Genomic DNA, 23886 nt, shown 5'->3' on the forward strand with positions numbered 1-23886 from the left:
TAAACCGGCAGGACGCCGGTTTAGCCGCGACGGGGCAGGGACGCCCCGTCGCGGCGGCCCGCGGAGTAATGCCGGAGCTGAGGGCACACCGAGCCCAAGCGAGGTGCCGAGTGGTGGGGCAAGAGCGTTTTGCTTACTTTTGCGCTTTTCAAAAGTGAGCCGCTGTAAGAGCGGAACCATAACCGGCCGTTACCTAAATAACGGATATGCCCCCGACAAGCCGCAACCCCACAGTCACTCGTCAGTGCTATGCACCACCACCAGCAACTGCGCCTGAACCTCCCCCACCGACCGAATCCGATGCGGCTTCTGCGCATTGAAATGCAACGCATCCCCGCGATTCAACACCACCCGCTCACTCATGAAATCCACCTCCACCTGGCCTTCATGCACAAACAAAAACTCCTCCCCCAGATGCTCCTTGAAGGTCTTGTCCGTGAACTCCGCCGGCGGATAAATGATGAACGGCAACAAACTGCGCTCACTGACCTGATGGGCCAGCACTGCATACCCCGGTGACCCATCGGTGCCCGACAACGCCTGACGCTCGTGGCTGCGCACCAGGCTATAGCTGTCCAGGCTGACGTTGTCCTCGCTGAACAGCTCTTCAACCTTCACGTTCAACGCCTTGGCCAGTTTCAGCGCGGCCGCAATCGACGGCGTATTCAGCCCGCGCTCGACTTTCGACAGGTAACTCTTGGTCATCCCGGATTTTTCCGCCAGGGACTCTAAAGTCACGCCAAGTTTTTTTCTCAATATTTTCAAACGGATAGACATGCGCAGCGGTTAATCCATTAAAGAGGCGATGATGAATACTTGCCAATGACACTTTGTGTCATATAGTCTCTTTAGTGTCATTTTCGACCAACAAGGACACTGATATGGCCAAGACATTAGCACTCCCGAAAGACCAACTGGTCAAGCAGGCGCTGACCCAGATGCAAAGCACCCTGGCGGATAATACGTGGACCGACCGGCAAAAGCTGGCGCTCACCTGCCGGATTCTGTTCGAAAATGGCCACGACTCCGGCCTCGCCGGGCAGATCACCGCACGCGGCCCCACGCCTGGCACTTATTACACCCAGCAACTGGGCCTGGGTTTCGATGAAATCACCGCCAGCAACCTGCTGCTGGTCAACGAAGACCTGGAAGTGTTGGAAGGCCACGGCATGCCCAACCCGGCCAACCGTTTTCACAGCTGGGTGTACCGTGGTCGCCCGGATGTGAACTGCATCATCCACACTCACCCGACCCACATCGCCTCACTGTCGATGCTGGAAGTGCCGCTGCAGGTGTCCCACATGGACCTCTGCCCGCTGTACGAAGACTGCGCCTTCCTGGAAGCCTGGCCCGGCGTGCCGGTGGGCAACGAAGAAGGTGAAATCATCACTGCTGCCCTGGGGGACAAGCGTGCCATCCTGCTTTCCCACCACGGCCAATTGTCCACCGGGGCAAGCATCGAGGAAGCCTGTGTGATCGCGCAGTTGATCGAACGCGCGGCGAAGTTGCAGTTGCTGGCAATGGCCGCCGGCACCATCAAGCCGATCCTGCCGGAGTTGGGCCGCGAAGCCCATGACTGGATCTCCAAGCCCAAACGCCACGGCGCCGCGTTCAACTACTACGCTCGGCAGAACCTGCGCCAGCACGCCGATTGCCTGAACTGAACCCCTTTTTCGACCGGAGACTTTTCCATGTCCAGCCCTTCTATTCACGGCATCATCGGCTACACCATCACCCCGTTCAGCGCCGACGGCCTGCGCATTGACCTGGACGCCCTCGGCTATTCCATCGACCGCTTGATCGACAGCGGCGTACACGCCATCGCGCCATTGGGCAGTACCGGCGAAGGCGCCTATCTCAGTGATGCGGAGTGGGATGAAGTCGCCGCCTACAGCCTCCAGAAGGTGGGCAAGCGCGTACCGACCATCGTCAGCGTCTCCGACCTGACCACCGCCAAGGCCGTGCGCCGGGCGCGGTTTGCCGAAAGCCACGGTGCAGACGTGGTGATGGTATTGCCGGCCTCGTACTGGAAGCTCAGCGAGGCGGAAATCCTCGCCCACTATGCGGCCATCGGCGACAGCATCGGCGTGCCGATCATGCTCTACAACAACCCGGCCACCAGCGGTACCGACATGTCGGTGGACTTGATCCTGCGCATCGTCGACAGCGTCGATAACGTGACGATGGTCAAGGAAAGCACCGGGGATATTCAGCGCATGCACCAGCTGCATCGACGCAGCGAGGGACAGCTGCCGTTCTATAACGGCTGCAATCCACTGGCGCTGGAAGCGTTCGCGGCGGGGGCGAAGGGTTGGTGCACGGCGGCGCCGAACCTGATTGCGCAGCTCAATCTGGATTTGTATGAAGCGGTGCTGAGCAATGATCTGACGAAAGCGCGGGAGCTGTTTTATCGCCAGTTGCCGTTGCTGGAATTCATCCTCAAAGGCGGCTTGCCGGCGACGATCAAGGCCGGTTTGCGGTTGACCGGGCTGGAATCGGGAGATCCACGGTTGCCGGTGTTCCCGTTGGGTGAGGCTGGCCGTGCTCAGCTTCAAGAGCTACTGACCACATTGCGGTAACCCCCCTGTAGGAGCTGGCTTGCCTGCGATGGCATCACCTCGGTATTCCTGACAAACCGAGGTACCTGCATCGCAGGCAAGCCAGCTCCCACACTGATACGTGTATTTCGATAGAGACAAATGACAATAGTTCTCGATATCATTCGCGACTTTTCTACGTCGTGCTTCGCCAAGAAGGATATCCATGTCTCGCCCCAAGCCCGACCCGCTGTCGGCCGATGCCTTTCGCGGGTTTTATGCAGATATCCTGCATTTCCTGCGCAAACGCACGGACAACGCCAGCGACGCGGCAGACATGACCCAGGATGTCTTCACCCAATGGCTGGACTACCGCGACCAGGCCAAGGTCGAGCAGCCACGGGCGTTCCTGTTCCAGATGGCGCGCAATCTGCTGCGTGATCATTGGCGCAAACAAAAGGTGCGGCACACCGTCCACCAGCAACAGGCCGAACTGGATGCCTCGCTGGTCAGCGACCCGCGAGACGATCCCATGGCCGCCGCGCAACGCCTGCAACGCCTCGAACAGTTGAAAGAAGTCCTCGCTGAACTCTCGCCCAGAAGGCGAGAAGCCCTTATGCTGCACCGCTTCGAAGGCCTGAGCCAGGCCCAGATCGCCGAGCGCATGGGAGTTTCGGTCAGCATGGTGGAAAAGCACATCGCCTTTGCCCTGCTGCATTGCAAGCAGCGACTTCAACAAGAACACGGCAAGGAGCAGCCAGAATGAACCGCCTGAGGGACATCGACACCTGTGACATCGAGGCCAGTGACTCGATCGATGCCCAGGCCGCCAGCTGGTTTGCACGCAACCGCAATGACGCCGGCCGCGCCGACCGCAAGGCGTTTGCCGCCTGGCAGTCCGAGCCGGCCCATGCCCGTGCCTACGCCGAATTCGAACAACTGTGGGCCGACCTGGCCCAGTTGCAGCAACTGAACAAACCCACACCGCTGCCCGTACGCAAAATACCCGTGTGGCGCCCGGCCCTGGCGGTGGCTGCCGCGTTGGTGTGCGCCCTGCTGGCAAGCAATCTCGGCGCCCCGCGCGAGTTGTTCCACACTCAGGTCGCGGCCCATGCCAAAGGCATGCGCACCTTGCACTTGCCCGACGGCAGCACCTTGTACGTCAACGCCAACACGCGCCTGCGGGTGGACTTCAACAGTCACCAGCGACTCGTGCATCTGGACCAGGGCCAGTTGTACATCGAGGTGGCCGCCGACAAGGAGCGGCCACTGTTCGTGCAGGCCGGCGAGGCCAATGTGCGGGTGGTCGGCACCGGCTTCGATGTGCGGCGCAGCAAGCAGCAACTGGTGGTCAGTGTGGCCCACGGCCAGGTAGCATTCGAGGCCGATGCCAAGGTACCAGTCGCGATGCTCGGCGCCCGGCAGCGCGCCACGTTCAGTTATGCCAAGGGCACCGTGCAGCAGCAAACCCTCACCGCCGAAGAGGTCGCCGATTGGCGCGGCGGCCACGTATCGTTTCGTAATCGCGAGCTGGCCAGCCTGATGGATGAATTGAGCCTGTACCGGCCCCAGGCGCCCTTGCTGGTGGACAGCGCGGTGGCGCAATTGAAGGTCTCGGGCAACCTGGACGTGAACGACCCCGACGCCCTGCTCAACGCCCTGCCCGCCTTGCTGCCGGTAAAAACCGTGGCCCTGGCCGACGGCAATATCAGGATTGAACCCCGCAAGTAACCCCGCGAAACTCCTGTTTGAGAATATTTTGCATTCGCATGTGAGGATTATTTTTCCTGCCACGTCTTCCTCGGGTCTGCGTTTGATACGCACACCTTTTTGGCCATTTGGCTACTCCGGGGGATTTCATGTTTCGCGCGCCTTGCCACGTTCAGCACCTGTTTCTTCGACCCACCGCCATTGCCGCCTGCCTGGCCTTCAGCCTGAGTGCCCAGGCCGAGTCGTTCAAACTGCAATTGCCGGCCCAGTCCCTGGCCACGTCCCTGAGCCAGGTGGCGCAGCAGGCAAAAATCCAGCTGCTGTTCGATGAAACACTGCTGAAAAATGTCCAGGCGCCGGCCATCAATGGCGACTTCACACCGGAAGTGGCGATTCGCACCCTGCTCAAGGACGGCGAGTTCGTGTTGCTCAAGGTCGGCAGCACCTACGTGGTACGGCCCGAAGAAGGCAAGACCACCAACAGCGGCGCGATCCAGCTGGAAGCCCTGAGTGTGATCGGCACCGGCAACGAGGTCGACTCCACCACCGTCGGTCGCTCCACCCTGAGCCAGGCCGACATCGACCGCTACCAGTCCAATAACATCCCCAGCCTGCTGCAAACCTTGCCCGGCATCAGCCAGGGCGGTTCGCTGAAGCCCGGCGGCCAGACCATCAACATCCGTGGTTTCGGCGACGCCGAAGACGTGCCGCTGACCGTCGACGGCGCCACCAAGAGCGGCTTTGAGCGTTACCAGCAAGGCACGGTGTTTATCGAGCCCGAACTGATCAAGAGCATCGAGGTGGAGAAAGGCCCCAACTCGCCCTTCAGCGGCAATGGCGGTTTTGGCGGTACGGTCAACATGACCACCAAGGATGCCCCGGACCTGCTCAAGGACGGGCGCAACAGCGGCGCCATGCTCAAGTACGGTTACTCCAGCAACGACCATGAACAGGTCTACAGCAGTGCGGTGTACGGGCGCACCGATGACGGGCGCTTCGATGCCCTGGCCTACCTGACCCAGCGCGACGGCGGCGATATGAAACTGGCTGCCACCCTGCCCAACGATAACAACCAGTACCCGATCAACCCCAAGCGCCTGCCCAATAGCGCCCAGAATGTGGACGGCAAGCTGTTCAAAGTGAATGCCCACTTCACCGATGAACACAGCCTGGGCCTGTCGTATTCGCGCTCCAACAGCCAGCGCTGGACGCCCTTCTCTGCCGCCAGCTACCCCACGCCGCCGACCCAGGCCAACATCGACCGCTATGGCTACGAAGCCGCGCTGAAGCGCTTCCTGGCCAACCGCAATACTGTCGACACCACCTGGACCAGCAAGTACGAATACCAGCCGATGGACAACCCGCTGGTGGACTTGACCATCAAGTATTCCGAGTCCAATACCGACCAGACCGACGAGCGTGATGCCACGGCGTTTTTCCAGTTGGCCACTGGCGGGCGCAAGATGGACACCTCCTACAACGACAAGAACCTCGACGTACGCAACGTCAGCCTGTTTTCCACCGGCCCGTTGCAACACGCGGTGACCACCGGGGTACAGATCCGCAAGCACACCCGGGAAACCGAAATGTGGATGCCCGGCGCCACCTACAACACCCCGAAGTACAACTACGGGCACTTCCAGCCGGGCTTCATGCCCCACGGCAAGGTCGACACCAACAGCTTCTTTATCCAGGACGCGGTGACGCTGGGCGATGTCACCATTACCCCATCGATGCGCTATGACCATGTGCGCAACCGTGGCGAAGCCAACGACGCGCCGTACTACAGCAACCCGGACCCGGCCATCGGCCACGACTACAGCGACCGTACCTACACCGGCTGGTCGCCGCGCCTGGCGGCGTACTGGACCATCACCCCGAACGTGGCGATGTTTGCCAACTGGAGCCGCACCTGGCGCGCCCCGGTGATCGACGAGCAGTATGAAGTCCAGGGCCTGGGCAGCCGCACCGCCACCAGCCTCGACCTGGACCCGGAGCGCATCACCTCCATCACCCTGGGCAACGTCACCAGCTTCGCCGACGTGTTCACCCACGGTGACAACCTGCAACTGCGCACCACGCTGTTCCATAACAAGGTCGAGGACGAAATCTTCAAGGCTACCGGCGTGGGCTGCCAGAACCAGGCGGTCAACGGCGGGACGATTTCCAGCGCCTGCCCGCCGGGAGCGATGTCCAACTACCGCAACATCGGCGGCATGACGATCAAGGGTTTCGAGGCCGAGAGCTTCTATGACTCCACCTACGTGTTCGGCTCGGTGTCGTTCGCCTACACAACCGGCAAACATGAAGGCGCCTACACCAACCCGTGGGGCCCGGACGTCTGGGCGCGGGATATTCCGCCAACCAAATGGGTGGTGGTGCTCGGCACCAAGATCCCGAGTCTGGATATGCAGGTGGGCTGGCAAGGGCAGTTCGTCGGCGCCACCAGCCGCTTGCCGAGCGACAAGTACTCCGGCGGCCCGGGCACCAGCATCGGCGACCTGTTCTACGATCAGTACGGCAACAAGCGCTACAACACCCAGGGCCTGTTCGCCAGCTGGAAGCCGCAACAGGCTTATCTGAAGGGCACCGAGGTCAACTTCACCGTCGACAACCTGTTCAACAACAACTTCCGCCCGGCCCTGAGCGGCGACCGCGCCTATACCAAGGGCCGCGATGCCAAAATCAGCGTGACGCGGTTCTTCTGACCCTTCACCAGCATTCAGCTTGAAAACCCGATCAGTGTGGGAGCCGGGCTTGCCCGCGATGCAGGCGACTCGGTCTCTCAGTTAAACCGCAGCGATGCCATCGCGGGCAAGCCCGGCTCCCACACTAGATCAACTGAGCACCAGCCTTCGGGTTTACAAGACTCAAACCCGGGGCGTGAACCCGCTGCTTGCTCAAATACCGCGTGCAACTCACCCGCAAAAACGAAGCGAAATTCACCACCTCTCCGCGGTAGTCCATCACCTCTTCGTACAGCTTGGTGATCAGCTGATTGGTGGTCATGCCATCCACCTCGGCGATTTCGCTGAGGATGTCCCAGAACTGGTTTTCCAGGCGCACGGTGGTGACCACGCCGCAGATGCGCAGGGAGCGCGAGCGGGATTCGTACAGAATCGGGTCGGCCTTGACGTACAGCTCGCACATGGCGATGACCTCCGTTTTACAGAGTGATTCTGGTACCCAGCAGGCCAAGGAAACCCGCCAGCCAACTTGGGTGCGCCGGCCATGCCGGAGCAGTCACCAGATTGCCTTGAACGTGGCTGTCGGTCACCGGGATATCGATGAACGTGCCACCCGCCAATCGCACTTCCGGCCCGCACGCAGGATAGGCGCTGCACTCACGGCCTTCCAGGATGCCCGCGGCCGCCAGCAGTTGCGCGCCGTGGCACACCGCAGCGATGGGCTTGCCAGCCTGGTCGAACGCCTTGACCAGTTGCAGGACTTTTTCGTTCAGGCGCAGGTACTCGGGCGCACGACCGCCGGGCACCAGCAGCGCGTCGTAGTCGGCGGCGTCGACCTTGGCGAAGTCGGCATTCAGGGCAAACAGGTGCCCGGGTTTTTCGCTGTAGGTCTGGTCGCCTTCGAAGTCGTGGATCGCCGTGCGCACGGTCTGGCCGGCGGTCTTGTCCGGGCACACGGCGTGCACGGTATGCCCCACCATCAACAGCGCCTGGAACGGCACCATCACTTCATAGTCTTCGACGTAATCGCCGACCAGCATCAGGATTTTTTTCGCGGCCATGGGACATTCCTCCGGTTGAACGGTTGGGCAGACAAGAGTAGCCAAGATAGACCCGCAGGCTTGATCCGGGTAATGGCCCGCTACTACATCAGCACCCCGGCTTGTGTGGGAGCCGGGCTTGCCCGCGATGCAGACACCTCGGCCTGACAGGTAAACTGCGTTGATCCCATCGCAGCCTCGCCAAGGCTCGACAGCTCCCACATGAACCCAAAACTGTACGGCTCAATCTGCACCTAGCTGTAAGCCCGTGTTTGCGGGGCTTTGTGGCTAGATGAACGTCCACTTCCGGCCCACTCGATTCTGGTTCCTTCCATGAGCTCCCGCGAAAATACCGGCATGGCCCTCGGCCTGCTGGGCGTCGTCATCTTCAGCCTTACCCTGCCCTTCACCCGTATCGTGGTGCAGGAAATCCACCCGCTGCTCAATGGCCTGGGCCGGGCGTTGTTTGCGGCGGTGCCGGCGGCGGCGTTGTTGCTATGGCGCCGTGAGCGCTGGCCCACCTGGCGCCAGGTGCGCGGGCTGACGCTGGTGATTGCCGGGGTGATCCTGGGTTTCCCGGTGCTCTCGGCCTGGGCCATGCAAACCTTGCCGGCGTCCCATGGCGCCCTGGTCAACGGGTTGCAGCCGCTGTGCGTGGCGCTGTATGCGGCGTGGCTGTCCCATGAGCGGCCGTCAAAAGCCTTCTGGGCCTGCGCGGCGCTGGGCAGTGCGTTGGTGCTGAGTTATGCGTTGATCACCGGGGCCGGCAGTATCCAGGCGGGCGACCTGTTGATGCTCGGGGCGATTGCGGTGGGTGGCCTGGGTTATGCCGAAGGCGGCCGTTTGGCCAAGGAGATGGGCGGCTGGCAGGTGATCTGCTGGGCGCTGGTGCTGTCGACACCGGTATTGATCGGGCCGGTGGCGTACCTGGCGCTGCAACACCAAGGGCCGATTTCCATGCACACCTGGTGGGCGTTCGGCTATGTGTCGCTGTTTTCGCAGTTCCTGGGGTTCTTCGCGTGGTACGCGGGGCTGGCCATGGGCGGCATCGCCCGGGTCAGCCAGATTCAGCTGTTGCAGATCTTTTTCACCATCGCGTTTTCGGCGCTGTTTTTTGGTGAGCACATCGAGCCGATTACCTGGCTGTTTGCCTGCGGGGTGATTGTGACGGTGATGCTGGGGCGCAAGACCAGTGTGAAGCCTGCGCCAGCTCCCAAGGCCAGCACGGTCTAATGTGGGAGCTGGCTTGCCTGCGATGCGGGCACCTCGGTGTATCAGGCAAACCGAAGTGATGCCATCGCGGGCAAGCCCGGCTCCCACAGGCTGGCTTTCACATTTTTGATTTGCGTCGTTCTCAGGCCAGGTAACCGTCCGCTCGAAGTAGGGTTTCGAGGCAATGTTCAGTGATGTTGTAGAACGCCTTGAGCTCCTGGATTTTCTCCAGGAGTTGGACGTTATCCACCGGCTCGGCGCGTTTCACGGCAAGGATCATCTTGTTCTTGTTGGTATGTTCCAACGAGATGAACTCAAACACCTTGGTCTCATAACCGCACGCTTCAAGAAACAACGCCCGCAGGCTGTCGGTCACCATTTCCGCCTGCTGGCCCAGGTGCAGGCCGTATTGCAGCATCGGCTTGAGCAGCGCCGGGCTCTGGATCTGCAAACGAATCTGCTTATGGCAGCACGGCGAGCACATGATGATCGACGCCCCGGAGCGAATGCCGGTGTGAATCGCGTAGTCGGTGGCGATGTCGCAGGCATGCAGGGCGATCATCACGTCCAGTTCGCTGGGCGCGACGCTGCGCACATCACCGCACTTGAACACCAGCCCCGGGTGCTCCAGGCGGGCGGCGGCGTTATTGCACAGGGTCACCATGTCTTCGCGCAATTCCACGCCGGTGACTTCACCTTCGGCATTGAGGGTGTTGCGCAGGTAATCGTGGATGGCAAACGTCAGGTAGCCCTTGCCCGAACCAAAGTCCGCGACCCGCACCGGCTGGTCCAGCTTCAGCGGTGACGTGGTCAGCGCATGGCTGAACACTTCGATGAACTTGTTGATCTGCTTCCACTTGCGCGACATCGCCGGGATCAGCTCATGCTTGGCGTTGGTCACGCCAAGGTCAGCAAGGAACGGCCGGGTGAGGTCCAGGAAGCGATTCTTCTCGCGGTTATGCTCGGCAGACGGCGCCTCCCGCAGTTGTTGCGGCTTGCTTTTGAACAGCGAGCTTTTGTTCTTCTTGCTGTATTCCAGCTGGGCTTCGTCGGTCACCGAGAGCAGGTGCGCGTTCTTGAACGACGCCGGCAACAGCTCGGCAATCGCCGCCACGCCGTCAGCCAGGGAGAAATTCTTGGTGATGTCGCGGGTCTTGTAGCGGTAGACGAAGGACAGGCAAGGCTGATCCTTGACCGTCAGTTGCTTGATGATCAGCTTCTGCAGGTCGGGCTCGGTGCCGACGTACTTGGCCAGCACCAGCTTGATAAAGGCGTTTTGCTCAAGGCTCGCGCCGAGCAGTTCGAGGAACTGCGCGTGATGATCCGGCGCGGGGCTGGCAGGTTTAGCGGTGGCAGACATGAACAAAAACGCCTCGGGCAGGGAATGCCGGGAATTTTACACTACTCCAACACCACCAACCGATTCGGTAACTCATTGCGCGCATGGGTCACCGGCACATGCTCCTTGAGCAACTCCCCACAGGCTTCAATGCAACTGATAAACCCGGCCAACGTCTGCCCCTGCTTTACCTTGCGGGTGAAGTCCTTGACGATCGCGTCCCAGCTGCTGTCATCCAGGCGCGTGGAAATGCCCTTATCCACCAGGATTTCCACATACCGCTCCGCCTCGCTGACAAAAATCAGCACCCCGGTACTGCCCAGCGTGTGGTGCAGGTGCTGCTCCAGGAACTGCCGCCGCGCCAGGTTGGACGCACGCCAATGCCGCACCGAGCGCGGGATCAGCCGCGTGGTGACCTTGGGCCACCGGAACACCAGGCACAGCACGACAAACGTGCCCCACTGCGCCAGCAGCAAGGTGTACATGGTCAGCCAGCCCGACAAATAGTGAATGATCCCCGGTACCACCAGCGCCAACAGGCTGGCCCACAGCAGCGGGATGTAGGCGTAGTCGTCGGCACGGGCCGCGAGCACGGTCACCAGTTCGGCGTCGGTCTGTTGCTCGACCCGGGCGATCGCCTCGGCGACCTGGCGTTGCTCGTGTTGACTCAGTAATGCCATGGTTGTTGATGCTCTCTAGTTATTGTCATTACCAGCCGCCCGAGGCGCCACCGCCGCCAAACCCACCGCCGCCGCCCCTGAAGCCACCACCGCCACCGCCTCCCCCGCCGCCACGACCGCTGCTGCTGAGAATCGCCAGCAGGATAGCGCCAACGGGCAGGCCCATGCGATTGCACAGCCACAACACCGCCAGCAGCAGGATAAACAGACCAAAGGAGATGCCCGGGTTTTGCGTGGCGAAGTTGGCCTCGGACACATGCGCCGGCACCGCCAGCGGATCGCCGCCTACCACCTGCAGCATCGCCGCCACGCCGTCGCTGATGCCCTTGCTGTAGTTGCCCGCCTTGAACGCCGGGGTGATCACCTGGTTGATGATCACCCAGGACTGCGCGTCCGTGAGTACGCCTTCCAGGCCATAACCCACTTCGATACGGATCTTGCGCTCGTCCCGGGCGACGATCAGCAGCGCGCCGTTGTCCTTGCCCTTCTGGCCGATGCCCCACGCGCGGCCCAGTTGATAACCGAAGTCTTCAATGGGCACGCCTTGCAGGTCGGGCACGGTGACCACCACGATCTGGTCGCCGCTGGTCTGCTCCAGCGCCTGCAATTGCTGGGTCAGCTGTGCGCGTACGGCCGGGTCGATCATCTGGGCATTGTCGACCACCCGCCCGGTCAGGGCCGGGAAATTCAGGGCGGCCTGGGCCGTCAGGCTGAAGGCCAGCAGCAGCGCCGCCAGCAGCCAAGCGCGCTTGCCCATCAGAATTTCACTTGCGGCGCTTTATCGGCATCGGCACTGGTGGCCTCGAAGTTGGCGCGGATCGGCAAGTCGCTGTACATCACGCTGTGCCACAGGCGGCCAGGGAAGGTACGGATCTCGGTGTTGTAGGCCTGCACCGCCTGGATAAAGTCGCGGCGGGCCACGGCGATACGGTTTTCGGTGCCTTCAAGTTGCGATTGCAGGGCCAGGAAGTTCTGGTTGGCCTTCAGGTCCGGGTAGCGCTCGGACACCACCATCAAGCGGCTGAGTGCACCGCTCAAGCCGTCCTGGGCCTGCTGGAACTGCTTGAGTTTTTCCGGATTGTCGAGGGTGCTGGCGTCCACCTGGATAGAGGTGGCCTTGGCCCGCGCTTCGATCACCGCGGTGAGGGTGTCCTGTTCATGGGCCGCGTAGCCCTTCACCACTTCCACCAGGTTGGGAATCAGGTCGGCGCGCCGCTGGTACTGGTTCTGCACCTGGGCCCAGGCGGCCTTGGCCTGTTCGTCCAGGGTCGGGATCTTGTTGATGCCGCAACCGCTCAGCACGGTGCTCACCAGTATCAATGCCACGGCCTTCCAGCCCCAACGGTAACCTTGTGCTGCTTGCATGGTGTTTCTCCTGCCAAACCTATGAAATTTGCCGACTGACGCGTTAGCCACGGGCTTAGGGCATAATCCGCCACCACCCACTGGATTGCATCGGGCCAATCAGCTAAAAGATGCCCAGCGCCAATAAGAGTTCAGAAGTGTGCTGCATTTATCTGAACAACACCCGAACAACAATAGACGCTCTCCGGTCCCAAGGCTGCGAGAAAGGATTTTCATGAAGAAGCTGTGTTTGCTGGGCCTTGTTGTCAGTTTGGCCACTCATTCCGTATTAGCCGAAACAAAGCCCGCAGTGCTCAAGGACAAGGACGCCTTCGTCAGCGATCTGCTGAAACAGATGACCCTCGATGAAAAGATCGGCCAGTTGCGCCTGATCAGCATCGGCCCCGAAATGCCCCGCGAGCTGATCCGCAAGGAAATCGCCGCCGGTCGCATCGGCGGTACCTTCAACTCGATCACCCGCCCGGAAAACCGTCCGATGCAGGACGCAGCCATGCGCAGCCGGTTGAAGATCCCGATGTTCTTCGCCTATGACGTGATCCACGGCCACCGTACGATTTTCCCCATCAGCCTGGCCCTGGCCTCCAGCTGGGACATGGACGCCATTGGCCGCTCCGGGCGCATCGCTGCCCAGGAAGCCGCCGCCGACAGCCTCGACATCACCTTTGCGCCGATGGTCGACATCTCCCGCGACCCGCGCTGGGGCCGTACCTCCGAAGGGTTTGGCGAAGACACCTACCTGACCTCGCGCATTGCCGAAGTGATGGTCAAGGCCTTCCAGGGCAGCAGCCCCGCCAAGGCCGACAGCATCATGGCCAGCGTCAAGCACTTCGCCCTGTATGGCGCGGTGGAAGGCGGTCGTGACTACAACGTCGTCGACATGAGCCCGGTCAAGATGTACCAGGACTACCTGCCGCCCTACCACGCGGCGATCAAGGCCGGTGCCGGCGGCGTGATGGTTGCGCTGAACTCGATCAACGGCGTGCCCGCCACGGCCAACACCTGGCTGATGAACGACCTGCTGCGCAAGGACTGGGGCTTCAAGGGCCTGGCGGTCAGCGACCACGGTGCAATCGTCGAGCTGATCAAGCACGGCGTCGCCAAGGACGGCCGTGAAGCCGCCAAGCTGGCGATCAAGGCCGGCATCGACATGAGCATGAACGACTCGCTCTACGGCAAGGAATTGCCCGGCCTGCTGAAATCCGGCGAGATCGAACAGAGCGACATCGACAACGCCGTGCGCGAAGTGCTCGGCGCCAAGTACGACATGGGCCTGTTCGCCGACCCGTACCTGCGCATCGGCAAGGCCGAGGATGACCCGGCCGACACCTACGCCGAAAGCCGCCTGCACCGTGCCGACGCGCGCGATGTGGCGCGCCGCAGCCAAGTGTTGCTGAAAAACCAGAACGACACCCTGCCACTGAAAAAGACCGCGACCATCGCCCTGGTCGGCCCGCTGGCCAAGGCGCCGATCGACATGATGGGCAGTTGGGCAGCTGCCGGTAAACCCGCGCAATCGGTGACCCTGCTGGACGGCCTGAACGCCGTGATTGGCGAAAAGGGCAAAGTGATCTACGCCCGTGGTGCCAACATCACCAACGACAAGAAAGTGGTCGACTACCTCAACTTCCTGAACTTCGCGGCGCCGGAAGTGGTGGATGACCCGCGCTCGTCACAGGTGATGATCGACGAAGCAGTGAAAGCCGCCAAGGACGCTGACGTGGTCGTGGCTGCCGTGGGTGAGTCCCGTGGCATGTCCCACGAGTCGTCGAGCCGCACCGACCTGAACATCCCGCAGAGCCAGCGCGACCTGATCAAGGCCTTGAAAGCCACCGGCAAACCGCTGGTGCTGGTGTTGATGAATGGCCGTCCGCTGTCGATTGTGGACGAGAACGAACAGGCCGACGCAATCCTGGAAACCTGGTTCGCCGGGACCGAAGGCGGCAATGCAATCGCTGACGTTTTGTTCGGCGACTACAACCCGTCGGGCAAGCTGCCCATCACCTTCCCGCGTTCGGTGGGGCAGATTCCGACCTACTACAACCACCTGAGCATTGGCCGGCCATTCACCCCGGGCAAGCCAGGCAACTACACCTCGCAGTACTTCGATGACACCACAGGGCCGTTGTTTCCGTTTGGTTATGGCTTGAGCTACACCAGCTTCAGCCTGTCGGACATGGCGCTGTCGTCCACCACCCTGAACAAGACCGGCAAGCTCGACGCCACCGTGGTGGTGAAAAACACCGGCAAGGTCGATGGCGAAACCGTGGTGCAGCTGTACATCCAGGACGTGGCCGGCTCGATGATCCGCCCGGTGAAGGAATTGAAGAACTTCCAGAAGATCATGCTCAAGGCGGGCGAAGAGCGCGCAGTGCACTTCACCATCACCGAAGAAGACTTGAAGTTCTACAACACCCAGCTGAAGTTTGCGGCTGAGCCGGGCGAGTTCAATGTGCAGATCGGGCTGGATTCGCAGGATGTGAAGCAGCAGAGCTTCGAACTGCTTTGATCTAAAGCTGTAAACGCGGTCAGTGTGGGAGCTGGCTTGTGTGGGAGCCGGGCTTGCCCGCGATTGCATCACCTCGGTGCATCTGAAGTACCGAGGTGTCTGCATCGCAGGCAAGCCAGCTCCCACACAAGCCAGCTCCCACATTTGTATCGGGTGTTCTGGCTTATCCGCGGCGATCCAGCAGGTTAACCACCAACCGATCAATCCACCCCCACACCCGCTGCTTCACCCTCCGCCACAAAGGCCGCGACCGCCATGCCTCCAGGCTCACCGCCTGGCTCAGGGCAAAATCCCGCTCGAAACTCCCCTCCACCGCCAACGTCAGTTCCGGGTCCAACGCTTCCAGATTCGCCTCCAGGTTGAAGCGCAGATTCCAGTGATCGAAGTTGCACGAACCAATGCTCACCCAATCATCCACCAGCACCATTTTCAGGTGCAGGAAGCACGGCTGGTATTCAAAAATCTGCACCCCGGACTTGAGCAAACGCGGGTAGTAACGGTGCCCGGCATACCGCACCGACGGGTGATCGGTGCGCGGCCCGGTCAGCAGCAAGCGCACATCCACGCCACGCCCGGCCGCCCGGCGCAGGGCACGCCGTACGCTCCAGGTCGGCAGAAAATACGGCGTGGCCAGCCAGATACGCTGGTGCCCGCTATTGAGTGCGCGGATCAGCGATTGCAGGATGTCCCGATGCTGACGGGCATCGGCATACGCCACACGGCCCAACCCCGGCCCGGTGGCCGGCACCTTGGGCAAACGTGGCAGACCAAAATGCATGGCGGGTTTCCACGCCCGGCGATCGTCGTTGGCCAGCCATTGGCGGTCGAACAACGCCTGCCAATCCAGCACCAGCGGGCCGCGAATTTGCACCATCACTTCGTGCCAGTCGGCGCTGTCTTTTCCGGGGGTCCAGAATTCATCCGTCACGCCGGTGCCGCCGACCACAGCGATGGTCTGGTCGATCAGCAATAGCTTGCGGTGGTCGCGGTAGAGGTTGCGCATCCAGCGGCGCCAGCTCAGGCGGTTGTAGAAACGCAGGCCCACCCCGGCCTCGATCAACCGCCGACGCAAGCCCAGGGTAAACGCCAGGCTGCCGTAGTCATCGAACAGGCAACGCACCCGCACGCCACGCTCGGCGGCGGCCACCAGGGCCTGAACCATCGCTTCGGCACAGGCGCCCGCCTCCACCAGATACAACTCCAGGGCAACCTGTTGCTCGGCCTGATTGATCGCTTCGAGCATGCGCGGAAAGAAACTCGGACCGTCGATCATCAGCTCGAAACGGTTGGCGCTGCGCCACGGGAACACTGCGCCGCTCATCTCAGCGCGCCGTGAAAATCAGTACCGCACCCACCGGCACCGACAGGCTGATCTGCGACAGGCCGGCAGCCTTGCGCAACGCGGCCACGCCCGGCAGCAAATCGAAATCCTCGGCATGTACTACCAACGGCTCCAGGGTCACCACTTGAAAGCGCCGGTCATCCAGGCGCGTGGCCAGCAGCTCGGCGCTGTAGGTTTGGGTCTTGCCGTGCAGCGTCACCGACAGCGGCAGGCGCAGCTCGTACTGCGCGCCGGGGGCCAGGTCGTTGATCGGTTGCAGGTTGATCTGGGCGTTGATCACGGCGTCGGGGAAGGTCTTGATCTCGAACAGATCGTTGCGCATGCGTTCGTCGCGCAATGGGATGCCGCTGTTGATCGACTCCAGTTCGACTTCCAGCTGCGCCGCGCCCTTGCTGTCGACCTTGCCGTGCAGCACCAGAAAGCGCTGCACTTCGGCGATGTCGGTGTTTTTGGTGGTGACGAACGACAGGCGTGAGGACTCGTTGTCCAGGTACCAATCGGCGTGGGCAGGCACGGCAGCAGCGGCCAGCAGCAGGAAGGCCATGGGTTTGAACAGGGACATAACGACTCGTGGGGCAAAAAACCTGAACGAACCTTAAGCGCAATGTAACGAGCGGCGCAAATCCAATGTAGGAGCTGGCTTGCCTGCGATACAGGCACCTCGGTCTGTCAGTTGTTTCGAGGCGATGCAATCGCAGGCAAGCCAGCTCCCACAGCTTGCTGTACATCGCGAATGGTCGACTCCAGGCTGGCCAGGTGCAGGCTCAACACCCGCTCCACCGGCGCCTGATGCATCGGCCAATGCAGCGCCATGCTGCCTACCAACCGCCCGTTGGCCCGCACCGGCAACGCCACGGCGCGAATCAGGAACGGCAGGCGCACCGGGTATTCCCAATAACCTTCGGTGCGCTGGCCAAACCCCTGGTGCTGGGACTGTTCACACGCCCGGTATTGCTCGTCTTCTGCCACCCGCTCACGGCCGGCCAGGCGCTGCACTTCATCGACCGACAATTGCGACAGGCACGCCTTGCCCATGGCCGAGTGAAACAGGCTGGCGTGCTGGCCGACGATCTGGCAGTTGTTCGGGTAGAGCTTGCGCAGCACCGTGGGAATCGCGCTTTCCATCACCTCCAGGCGTTCACCGTCGAAGCTCGACAGGTCCACCACCAGGCCGGTGCGCTCGCTGAGGTCGAGCAACCAGGGCGCGGCACTTTCCACCAGCTGGCGCTTGAAGCGTTGCTGGGTGTCGCCGAACAGGCGCCGGGCTCGCAGGCGGTAACGCCGGTCGCTGAGGCCGCGATAGATCCAGCCCTGTTCCTGCAAGGTCAGTAGCATCCGCGAAACGGTGGCCTTGGGCAGGTGGGTCAGGTAATGCAACTCTTCCAGCCCCAGCGCCTGGTGCTCGCCGAGCAATTCGATGATCGCCAGTGCCCGCCCCACTGAGCGTACGGTTCCCGTCTCGGCGTCGCTGCCCATGTGTCGATCTCCTTGAGGCCAATGGATGATCTGATTTCACAGCAAGATACAGGCCCGTCACGGCTCAGCCGGTCGGGGTAAGGCAACTGGGCGGTCGTCGTTGCACCCAGCGGGTCAGTTGTTCGTGGGCGTACGCCAGTTGCAACACCGCCCTGTCCGCCTGGGCCGGGCCGATGATTTGCAGGCCCATGGGCAAGCCCTGGGGGTTGAAACCCACCGGCACATTCATGCTCGGCAGGCCGGCCAGTGTGGGACCGATCACCACCTCCATCCAGCGATGATAGGTGTCCATCTCGCGCCCTGCGACGATGCGCGGCCAGGGCTGTTGTGCATCGAAAGGGAACACTTGGGCGGTGGGCAGCAACAGGAAATCGTAACGTTCGAACAGTTTGCCGAGGGCGCGGTACCAGTCACTGCGGTTGACCGAGGCCTGGTAGACGTCCGCCGCGCTCAGTTGCAAACCGCCCTGCACTTCCCATTGCGCTTCGGGCTTGAGCAGCGCGCGTTTTTGCGGGTCTGCGTAGGCTGCGCCGAGGGAGCCCTGGATCAGCCAATGGCGGTGCGTCAGCCAGGTCTGCCACAGACGTTCCAGGGAGAATTCCGGCTGGCAGTTTTCCACCTCGCAGCCCAGTGCCGCAAAGTCCTTGAGGGCCGATTCACACAGGCTCATCACGCCGTCTTCCATCGGCAGGTAACCGTTGTAATCCCCCAGCCAGCCCAGGCGAGCGCCCTTGAAGTCGCGCTGCAACGGCTCGCCGAACACCGCCGGATCGGCCTTGAGGGACAGCGGCACCCGAGGGTCGTAGCCGGCCTGCACACTCAGCAGCCGCGCCACATCCGCCACACTGCGGCCCATCGGGCCTTCAGTACCCAACTGCTGCACGAACAGGTCCGGCGCTGACCCATAGGGCACGCGGCCCAGGGACGGGCGCAGGCCAAACACGTTATTGAACGCCGCCGGGTTACGCAGCGACCCCATCATGTCGCTGCCATCGGCCACCGGCAGCATGCGCAGGGCCAACGCGACGGCCGCCCCGCCGCTGCTGCCACCGGCCACCAGGCTCGGGTCATAGGCGTTGCCAGTCGTGCCGAACACGCTGTTGTAGGTCTGCGAACCCAGGCCGAACTCCGGCACGTTGCTCTTGCCGATGATGATCGCGCCGCTGGCCCGAACCCGCGCCACGCTGATCGCATCTTCTTGCGGAACATGCTCGGCGAACAGCGGCGAACCGAGGGTGGTGCGCAACCCCTTGGTGGCCGCCAGGTCCTTGATCGCCTGGGGCATGCCGTGCATCCAGCCACGGGATTGGCCCTGGTCCAGCTCCCGGTCGCGCTGCACCGCTTCGGCCAGCACATCCTCATCGGAGCGCAGCGAGACCAGCGCATTCACCGCCGGGTTGAAGCGCTCGATCTGAGCCAGGTACGCCTGCATCACTTCATGGCAGGAGACCTGCCGCGCATGGATCGCCCGAGACAGTTCGATGGCATCCAGTTCAACAATACTCAAGGTTTCACCTCGCTGGAAAACGGCGCCGGTCGTTTCGCCCGTGGCGCCTCATGCATGCAGTAAGTGCCCAGCAGCGTCAGGACGCAAGCGAACAGCACATAAAACGCCGGGGCCACCGGTGTGCCCAGCATCTTGCTGAGCCAGGTGACGATCAGCGGCGCAAAACCGCCGAACACCATCACCGCCACGTTGTAGGCCACCGACACCCCGGTGGAGCGTACTTCGATGGGAAACTGCTCGGCCAGGGCCGTCGGCGCCGGGCCGAAAAAGCCGCCGATGGCCGTGCACAGCATCACCTGCATCACCAGCAAACGCTCGATGGACGGCGCCGCCGCGACCCACACATACAGCGGGTACACCATCACGAAAAACGCCAGGGTGAACGCCATCAGGACCGGGCGCCGGCCCAGCCGATCCGACAGCAGGCCGGACAGCGGAATCACCACGGTCATCAGCGCCACCGCGAACATCTGCACCATCAATACCTGGTCCAGCGGCAGGCCGAGATTCTTGTGGGCGAAGGTCGGCATGTTCACCAGCACCACGTAGAACGACACCGTCGCGCCGCAGGCCAGGCCCATCGATACCAGGATGCTGCGGCGGTGATCGCGGATGACCTCCATCAAGCTCGGCGCCGCACCTTTGGCCTGTTTGCGCGCCTCGATAAATTCTTCGGGATCTTCCATGTGCCGACGAATCCACAAGCCCACCGGGCCAATCAGCAAGCCAAAGATGAACGGCAGGCGCCAGCCCCACACCTCAAGGGTTTGCGGCTCGAAGAAGTGCGTCACCAACGCCACCATCGCCGCGCCGCCAAACACCGCCAGGCACTGCCCCACCAGCTGCCAGGAACCGTACAGGCCCTTGCGATGGGCCGGCGCGCTTTCCACCAGGAACGCCGTGGCACTGGCGTATTCGCCGCCGGTGGCAAAGCCCTGGAGCATGCGCGCGACCACGATCAGCATCGGCGCGCCCATGCCGATGGCGGCGTAGCTGGGAGCAAACGCGATCAGCGCGATGGAAATGGTCATCAGCCGGATGATCAACTGCATCGCGGCCTTGCGACCTTTGCGGTCCGAATACATGCCCAGCAGAATCCCGCCCACCGGGCGCATGAAGAAGCCGACGCCAAACGTCGCCAGGGCCATCAGCAGCGAGGCGTATTCATCCTCCGAGGGGAAAAACTGCCGGGCGATGATGCTGGCGAGAAAGCCGTAGACGATAAAGTCATACCATTCGAGCGCATTGCCGATCACGGCCGCCACCACCTGGCGGGTGCGCGATACACCTTGTTTTGTAGCCTGCATGGGAACACTCCATTCAACCTGTTGGGAAAGGGTCCAGCGGCAGAAAAAGGAGGTCGTCAGGCGGGCTTGAGCCAGCTCTCGGCCAGCGCGCCCCAGTAGGCGGCGCCGGTCAACAGGATGTCGTCGTTGAAGTCATAGGCGGGGTTGTGGACCATCGGCCGCGAAACGCCGTTGCCGATAAACAGGTAACTGCCGGGGCAGCGTTGCAGCATCCAGGCGAAGTCTTCGCTGCCCATCAGCTTGTTGGTGTTGCCGTCGACGGCCTCTTCACCGAGCAGGGCGATGCCGACCTGGCGGGCGAATTCGGTTTCTTCGGGATGGTTGACCAGCACCGGATACGCCGGGCGATGCTCGATCTGCGCGGTGCAACCGAAGCTCGCGGCCTGGGTCAGGATGATCGCCTTGACCCGCTCCAGCATCAGCTCACGCACGCTGGCGTCCAAGGCCCGCAGGCTCAGGCGCAACACCGCCTGTTGCGGAATTACGTTGGCCGCCTGGCCCGCTTGCAGGGCGCCGACGGTGACTACGGCGGCTTCCTGGGCATTGATATTGCGCGCCACCACGGTCTGCAAGGCCATGACCATACTGGCGGCGGCCACCAGCGGGTCGACCGTCAGGTGCGGCATGGAGCCATGGCCGCCGACACCTTCGAGGGTCACGGTGATCAGGTCCTGGGAGGCCATCATCGGCCCGACCCGCAGGCCCAACTGGCCGGCGGGCAAGCCCGGCATGTTGTGCATGCCGAACAATGCATCGCAGGGAAAACGCTCCAGCAGGCCGTCGGCGAGCATGGCTTCGGCGCCACCCTGGCCTTCTTCTGCAGGCTGGAAAATCAGGTTCAGGGTGCCGTCGAACTGCCGGGTCGCGGCCAGGTAACGGGCGGCGCCCAGCAGCATGGTGGTGTGACCGTCATGGCCGCAGGCGTGCATGCAGCCAGCGTGTTGGCTGCTGTAGCTGGCGCCGGTGTTTTCGATGATCGGCAAGGCGTCCATATCGGCGCGGATGCCCAGCTTGCGCGAGCTGCTGCCATTGCGCAGCACGCCGACCACGCCGGTGTGGCCGATGCCGGTATGCACTTCATAGCCCCAGCTTCGCAGGGATTGCGCCACGAGGGCGGAGGTGCGGTTTTCTTCAAAGCCCAGTTCGGGGTGGGCGTGAATGTCCTGACGCACGGCGTGCAGGTCGCTGGCGACATCGCTCAGCCAATCCAGGATGTGCTGGTGTGGGCTCATGGTGATTCTCCTCGCAGGCGGGTGTTCCCGTTCTTTTTCGTTGCACACCGCCAGATAACCGCGATGTGCGCGGGAGGACAATCAAAGGTGGTTCCACCCTGTGGAACCTCAGCCCCACCTGTGGCGAGGGAGCTTGCTCCCGCTGGGTTGCGCAGCAGCCCCAACAAGAGCGCCGGGGCCTCTCAGACAATACTCGTTGGCCGGTTTTGGGGGCGCTTCGCACCCCAGCGGGAGCAAGCTCCCTCGCCACAAGTTTGGTGTGTTGGCTCAGGGTGTGAGGCGGCAGCCCTCGCGTTGGCCCAGCCATTGAGCACTGTGGGTGCGGCCCAGGCCGCTGGCGGTGACCACGTGTTTTTCCGGGTTGTCGGCGAAGGCACTGGTGGGAACGTATTGCTTCACATACCCCACGCAATAGTCGGCGGGGTTGCCTTCCACGTAGCGGCAGGAGCAGTACTCCTTGGCGGTGTAGGCCGCGATGATATCGGGGAAGGCTTGCAGGTTGACCCGCTCCTGCCAGACCCAGCCGAGCAACGCGAGCAGCAGCAAAACCAGCAGGCTGATGAAGGGATGGCGGCGGATCATGGTTGCACCGCCGCGAGGACGCGCTTGAGCAGTTCATTGTGGTGATAGCTGCCGTCGCGATCGTCGCCGTAGCGCACGATGACCAGCTGTTTTTCGGGCATCACATAGAGCGCCTGGCCCCAGTGGCCCAGGGCGGCGAAGGTGTCGGCGGGGGCGTCGGGCCAGGGTTTGGCGGCGCCCTGCACTTCGCGATTGAGCCACCATTGGCCGCCTGGGACGGCTTCGTCCTGGCCGGCCTTGTAGTGGTCGAAGGGTTGGCGGTTGAAGGCGATCCACTCCTTGGGCAGCAACTGTTGCTCGCCCCAGCGACCATCGCGCTGCATCAACAGGCCGACACGCGCCAGGTCGCGGGCGGTGAGGTAGGCGTATGAGGAGGCGACGAAGGTTTCCTCGGCGTCGCTTTCCCAGGTGGCATTGCGAATGCCCAAGGGTTGGAACAGCGCGGTCCACGGGTAGTCGACGTAGGCCTTGTGGCCGAGCATGCCTTTGAGGGTGGCGGACAAGATATTGCTGTCACCGCTGGAATAGCGGAACGCCTGGCCGGGGGCGCTGAAGGTGGCGGTGTCGGCGGCGAATTCGGCCATGTCGTGATGGCCGCGGGTGTAGAGCATGGCGACCACCGAGGATTTCAATGGGGCGTATTCGTAGTCTTCCTGCCAGTCGAGGCCCGAGGCCCAGTGCAGGAGGTCGGCCATGGTCACGCTTGGGTGCTGCTTCATCGGTGGGTAAAAGCGTGCGGCGGGGTCGGTGAGTTTGAAGCGGTTTTCGCCGAAGGCCACGCCGAGCACGGTGGCCATCAGGCTTTTGCTGATGGACCAGGTCAGGTGCGGGGTGCTCGCGGTGGTGGGCGTCGCATAGCGTTCGTAGATGATCTGGCCGTCGCGGATGACCAGTAAGGCGTCGGTGCGGATGCCTTTGCGGGTGGAGTCGTCGCGGGGTGGGAAGGCGTAGTCATCCAGGGCTTTGGCGGCCGGGCCGGTGAGTGGCTCGCCTTGGGTCCAGTCTTTGGACGGCCAGGTTTCGGCGTGGGCCGTCAGGGTGAACAGCAGCGCGGCGTAGAGCAGGCCTTTGAACATGGGCTTGGGACTCGGGCATTCAAGCCCGCGAGGCTAGCGGAGGGAAATGACGGTTTTGTTACTGGGCCTTGGAGGGAGTGCATATCCGTTATTTAGGTAACGGCCGGTTATGGTTCCGCTCTTACAGCGGCTCACTTTTGAACAGCGCAAAAGTAAGCAAAACGCTCTTGCCCCACCACTCGGCACCTCGCTCAGGCTCGGTGTGCCCTCAGCTCCGGTAGCACGAAGCGGGCCGCCGCGACGGGGCGTCCCTGCCCCGTCGCGGCTAAACCGGCGTCCTGCCGGTTT

General features: G+C 62.4%; 22 protein-coding genes. 7 read left to right on the plus strand and 15 right to left on the minus strand.

What is annotated here, in order from left to right:
• Positions 1–234 precede the first annotated feature (234 nt).
• The gene (locus M2400_RS32250) at positions 235–777 is read right to left on the minus strand and encodes a helix-turn-helix domain-containing protein (RefSeq protein WP_177048625.1); all 543 of its coding nucleotides are present in this window, start codon (positions 775–777) and stop codon (positions 235–237) included.
• Between the two features lie 104 nt (positions 778–881).
• On the opposite strand from M2400_RS32250, the gene M2400_RS32255 reads away from it, so the two are divergent.
• The 5 genes from M2400_RS32255 (at position 882) to M2400_RS32275 (ending at position 6955) form a co-directional block, all read left to right on the plus strand.
• The gene (locus M2400_RS32255) at positions 882–1664 is read left to right on the plus strand and encodes an aldolase (protein ID WP_259201259.1); all 783 of its coding nucleotides are present in this window, start codon (positions 882–884) and stop codon (positions 1662–1664) included.
• A gap of 27 nt (positions 1665–1691) precedes the next feature.
• Complete coding sequence (locus tag M2400_RS32260) at positions 1692–2579, plus strand: dihydrodipicolinate synthase family protein (RefSeq protein WP_259201257.1); 888 nt, start codon at positions 1692–1694, stop codon at positions 2577–2579.
• 184 nt (positions 2580–2763) lie between these two features.
• Positions 2764–3303, plus strand: coding sequence for an RNA polymerase sigma factor (locus M2400_RS32265; protein WP_177048629.1), 540 nt, complete (start codon positions 2764–2766; stop codon positions 3301–3303).
• A complete protein-coding gene (locus tag M2400_RS32270) occupies positions 3300–4268 on the plus strand; it encodes a FecR domain-containing protein (RefSeq protein WP_177048630.1) in 969 nt (322 codons plus the stop codon). The genes M2400_RS32265 and M2400_RS32270 overlap by 4 nt, the downstream gene beginning before the upstream one ends.
• A 128-nt stretch (positions 4269–4396) precedes the next feature.
• A complete protein-coding gene (locus M2400_RS32275) occupies positions 4397–6955 on the plus strand; it encodes a TonB-dependent receptor (protein WP_177048632.1) in 2559 nt (852 codons plus the stop codon).
• Positions 6956–7079: 124 nt separating this feature from the next.
• Here M2400_RS32275 and M2400_RS32280 read toward each other — a convergent pair whose 3' ends face one another.
• Together M2400_RS32280 and M2400_RS32285 are read right to left on the minus strand one after the other, a co-directional pair.
• Complete coding sequence (locus M2400_RS32280) at positions 7080–7397, minus strand: ribbon-helix-helix domain-containing protein (RefSeq protein WP_259201256.1); 318 nt, start codon at positions 7395–7397, stop codon at positions 7080–7082.
• A gap of 16 nt (positions 7398–7413) precedes the next feature.
• Positions 7414–7995 (minus strand): DJ-1/PfpI family protein, encoded by a 582-nt coding sequence (locus M2400_RS32285; RefSeq protein ID WP_010176642.1) that lies wholly within the window; start codon positions 7993–7995, stop codon positions 7414–7416.
• Between the two features lie 312 nt (positions 7996–8307).
• Between M2400_RS32285 and M2400_RS32290 the strand changes: the two genes are divergently transcribed.
• The gene (locus M2400_RS32290; RefSeq protein WP_177115878.1) at positions 8308–9207 is read left to right on the plus strand and encodes a DMT family transporter; all 900 of its coding nucleotides are present in this window, start codon (positions 8308–8310) and stop codon (positions 9205–9207) included.
• A gap of 121 nt (positions 9208–9328) precedes the next feature.
• Here M2400_RS32290 and M2400_RS32295 read toward each other — a convergent pair whose 3' ends face one another.
• Genes M2400_RS32295 through M2400_RS32310 form a run of 4 tightly spaced genes read right to left on the minus strand, consistent with a single transcriptional unit; the run spans position 9329 to position 12570 of the window.
• Positions 9329–10546: an SAM-dependent methyltransferase gene (locus M2400_RS32295; protein WP_177079801.1), complete on the minus strand. Its 1218-nt coding sequence runs from the start codon at positions 10544–10546 to the stop codon at positions 9329–9331.
• A 41-nt stretch (positions 10547–10587) separates the two neighbouring features.
• A complete protein-coding gene (locus M2400_RS32300) occupies positions 10588–11205 on the minus strand; it encodes a TPM domain-containing protein (RefSeq protein WP_259201255.1) in 618 nt (205 codons plus the stop codon).
• Positions 11206–11233: 28 nt separating this feature from the next.
• A complete protein-coding gene (locus M2400_RS32305) occupies positions 11234–11962 on the minus strand; it encodes a YgcG family protein (protein ID WP_177048643.1) in 729 nt (242 codons plus the stop codon).
• Positions 11962–12570, minus strand: coding sequence for a LemA family protein (locus M2400_RS32310; protein WP_088426967.1), 609 nt, complete (start codon positions 12568–12570; stop codon positions 11962–11964). Before M2400_RS32310 ends, M2400_RS32305 begins: the two co-directional genes overlap by 1 nt.
• Positions 12571–12784: 214 nt before the next feature.
• Between M2400_RS32310 and bglX the strand changes: the two genes are divergently transcribed.
• Complete coding sequence (gene bglX, locus M2400_RS32315; protein ID WP_259201252.1) at positions 12785–15076, plus strand: beta-glucosidase BglX; 2292 nt, start codon at positions 12785–12787, stop codon at positions 15074–15076.
• Positions 15077–15239: 163 nt separating this feature from the next.
• On the opposite strand, the gene M2400_RS32320 is transcribed toward bglX, so the two are convergent.
• The 8 genes from M2400_RS32320 to M2400_RS32355 form a co-directional block, all read right to left on the minus strand.
• Positions 15240–16397, minus strand: a complete 1158-nt coding sequence (locus tag M2400_RS32320) for a phosphatidylserine/phosphatidylglycerophosphate/cardiolipin synthase family protein (RefSeq protein ID WP_259201251.1) — start codon at positions 16395–16397, stop codon at positions 15240–15242.
• Position 16398: 1 nt separating this feature from the next.
• Positions 16399–16980: a YceI family protein gene (locus tag M2400_RS32325; RefSeq protein ID WP_177048649.1), complete on the minus strand. Its 582-nt coding sequence runs from the start codon at positions 16978–16980 to the stop codon at positions 16399–16401.
• A gap of 107 nt (positions 16981–17087) precedes the next feature.
• Positions 17088–17894, minus strand: a complete 807-nt coding sequence (locus M2400_RS32330; protein ID WP_259201250.1) for a helix-turn-helix domain-containing protein — start codon at positions 17892–17894, stop codon at positions 17088–17090.
• Positions 17895–17958: 64 nt separating this feature from the next.
• The gene (locus M2400_RS32335; RefSeq protein ID WP_259201249.1) at positions 17959–19401 is read right to left on the minus strand and encodes an amidase; all 1443 of its coding nucleotides are present in this window, start codon (positions 19399–19401) and stop codon (positions 17959–17961) included.
• A complete protein-coding gene (locus M2400_RS32340; protein WP_259201248.1) occupies positions 19398–20708 on the minus strand; it encodes a citrate-proton symporter in 1311 nt (436 codons plus the stop codon). Before M2400_RS32340 ends, M2400_RS32335 begins: the two co-directional genes overlap by 4 nt.
• A 56-nt stretch (positions 20709–20764) precedes the next feature.
• Positions 20765–21940 (minus strand): M20 aminoacylase family protein, encoded by a 1176-nt coding sequence (locus tag M2400_RS32345; RefSeq protein ID WP_177048657.1) that lies wholly within the window; start codon positions 21938–21940, stop codon positions 20765–20767.
• 267 nt (positions 21941–22207) lie between these two features.
• Positions 22208–22522 carry an amidase gene (locus M2400_RS32350; protein ID WP_177115882.1) on the minus strand — a complete coding sequence of 105 codons (315 nt, stop codon included), beginning with the start codon at positions 22520–22522 and terminating at the stop codon, positions 22208–22210.
• The gene (locus M2400_RS32355; RefSeq protein ID WP_259201247.1) at positions 22519–23598 is read right to left on the minus strand and encodes a serine hydrolase; all 1080 of its coding nucleotides are present in this window, start codon (positions 23596–23598) and stop codon (positions 22519–22521) included. The genes M2400_RS32350 and M2400_RS32355 overlap by 4 nt, the downstream gene beginning before the upstream one ends.
• Positions 23599–23886 lie beyond the last annotated feature (288 nt).

Source organism: Pseudomonas sp. BIGb0558, from assembly GCF_024807515.1.
GTDB lineage: Bacteria > Pseudomonadota > Gammaproteobacteria > Pseudomonadales > Pseudomonadaceae > Aquipseudomonas > Aquipseudomonas yamanorum_A.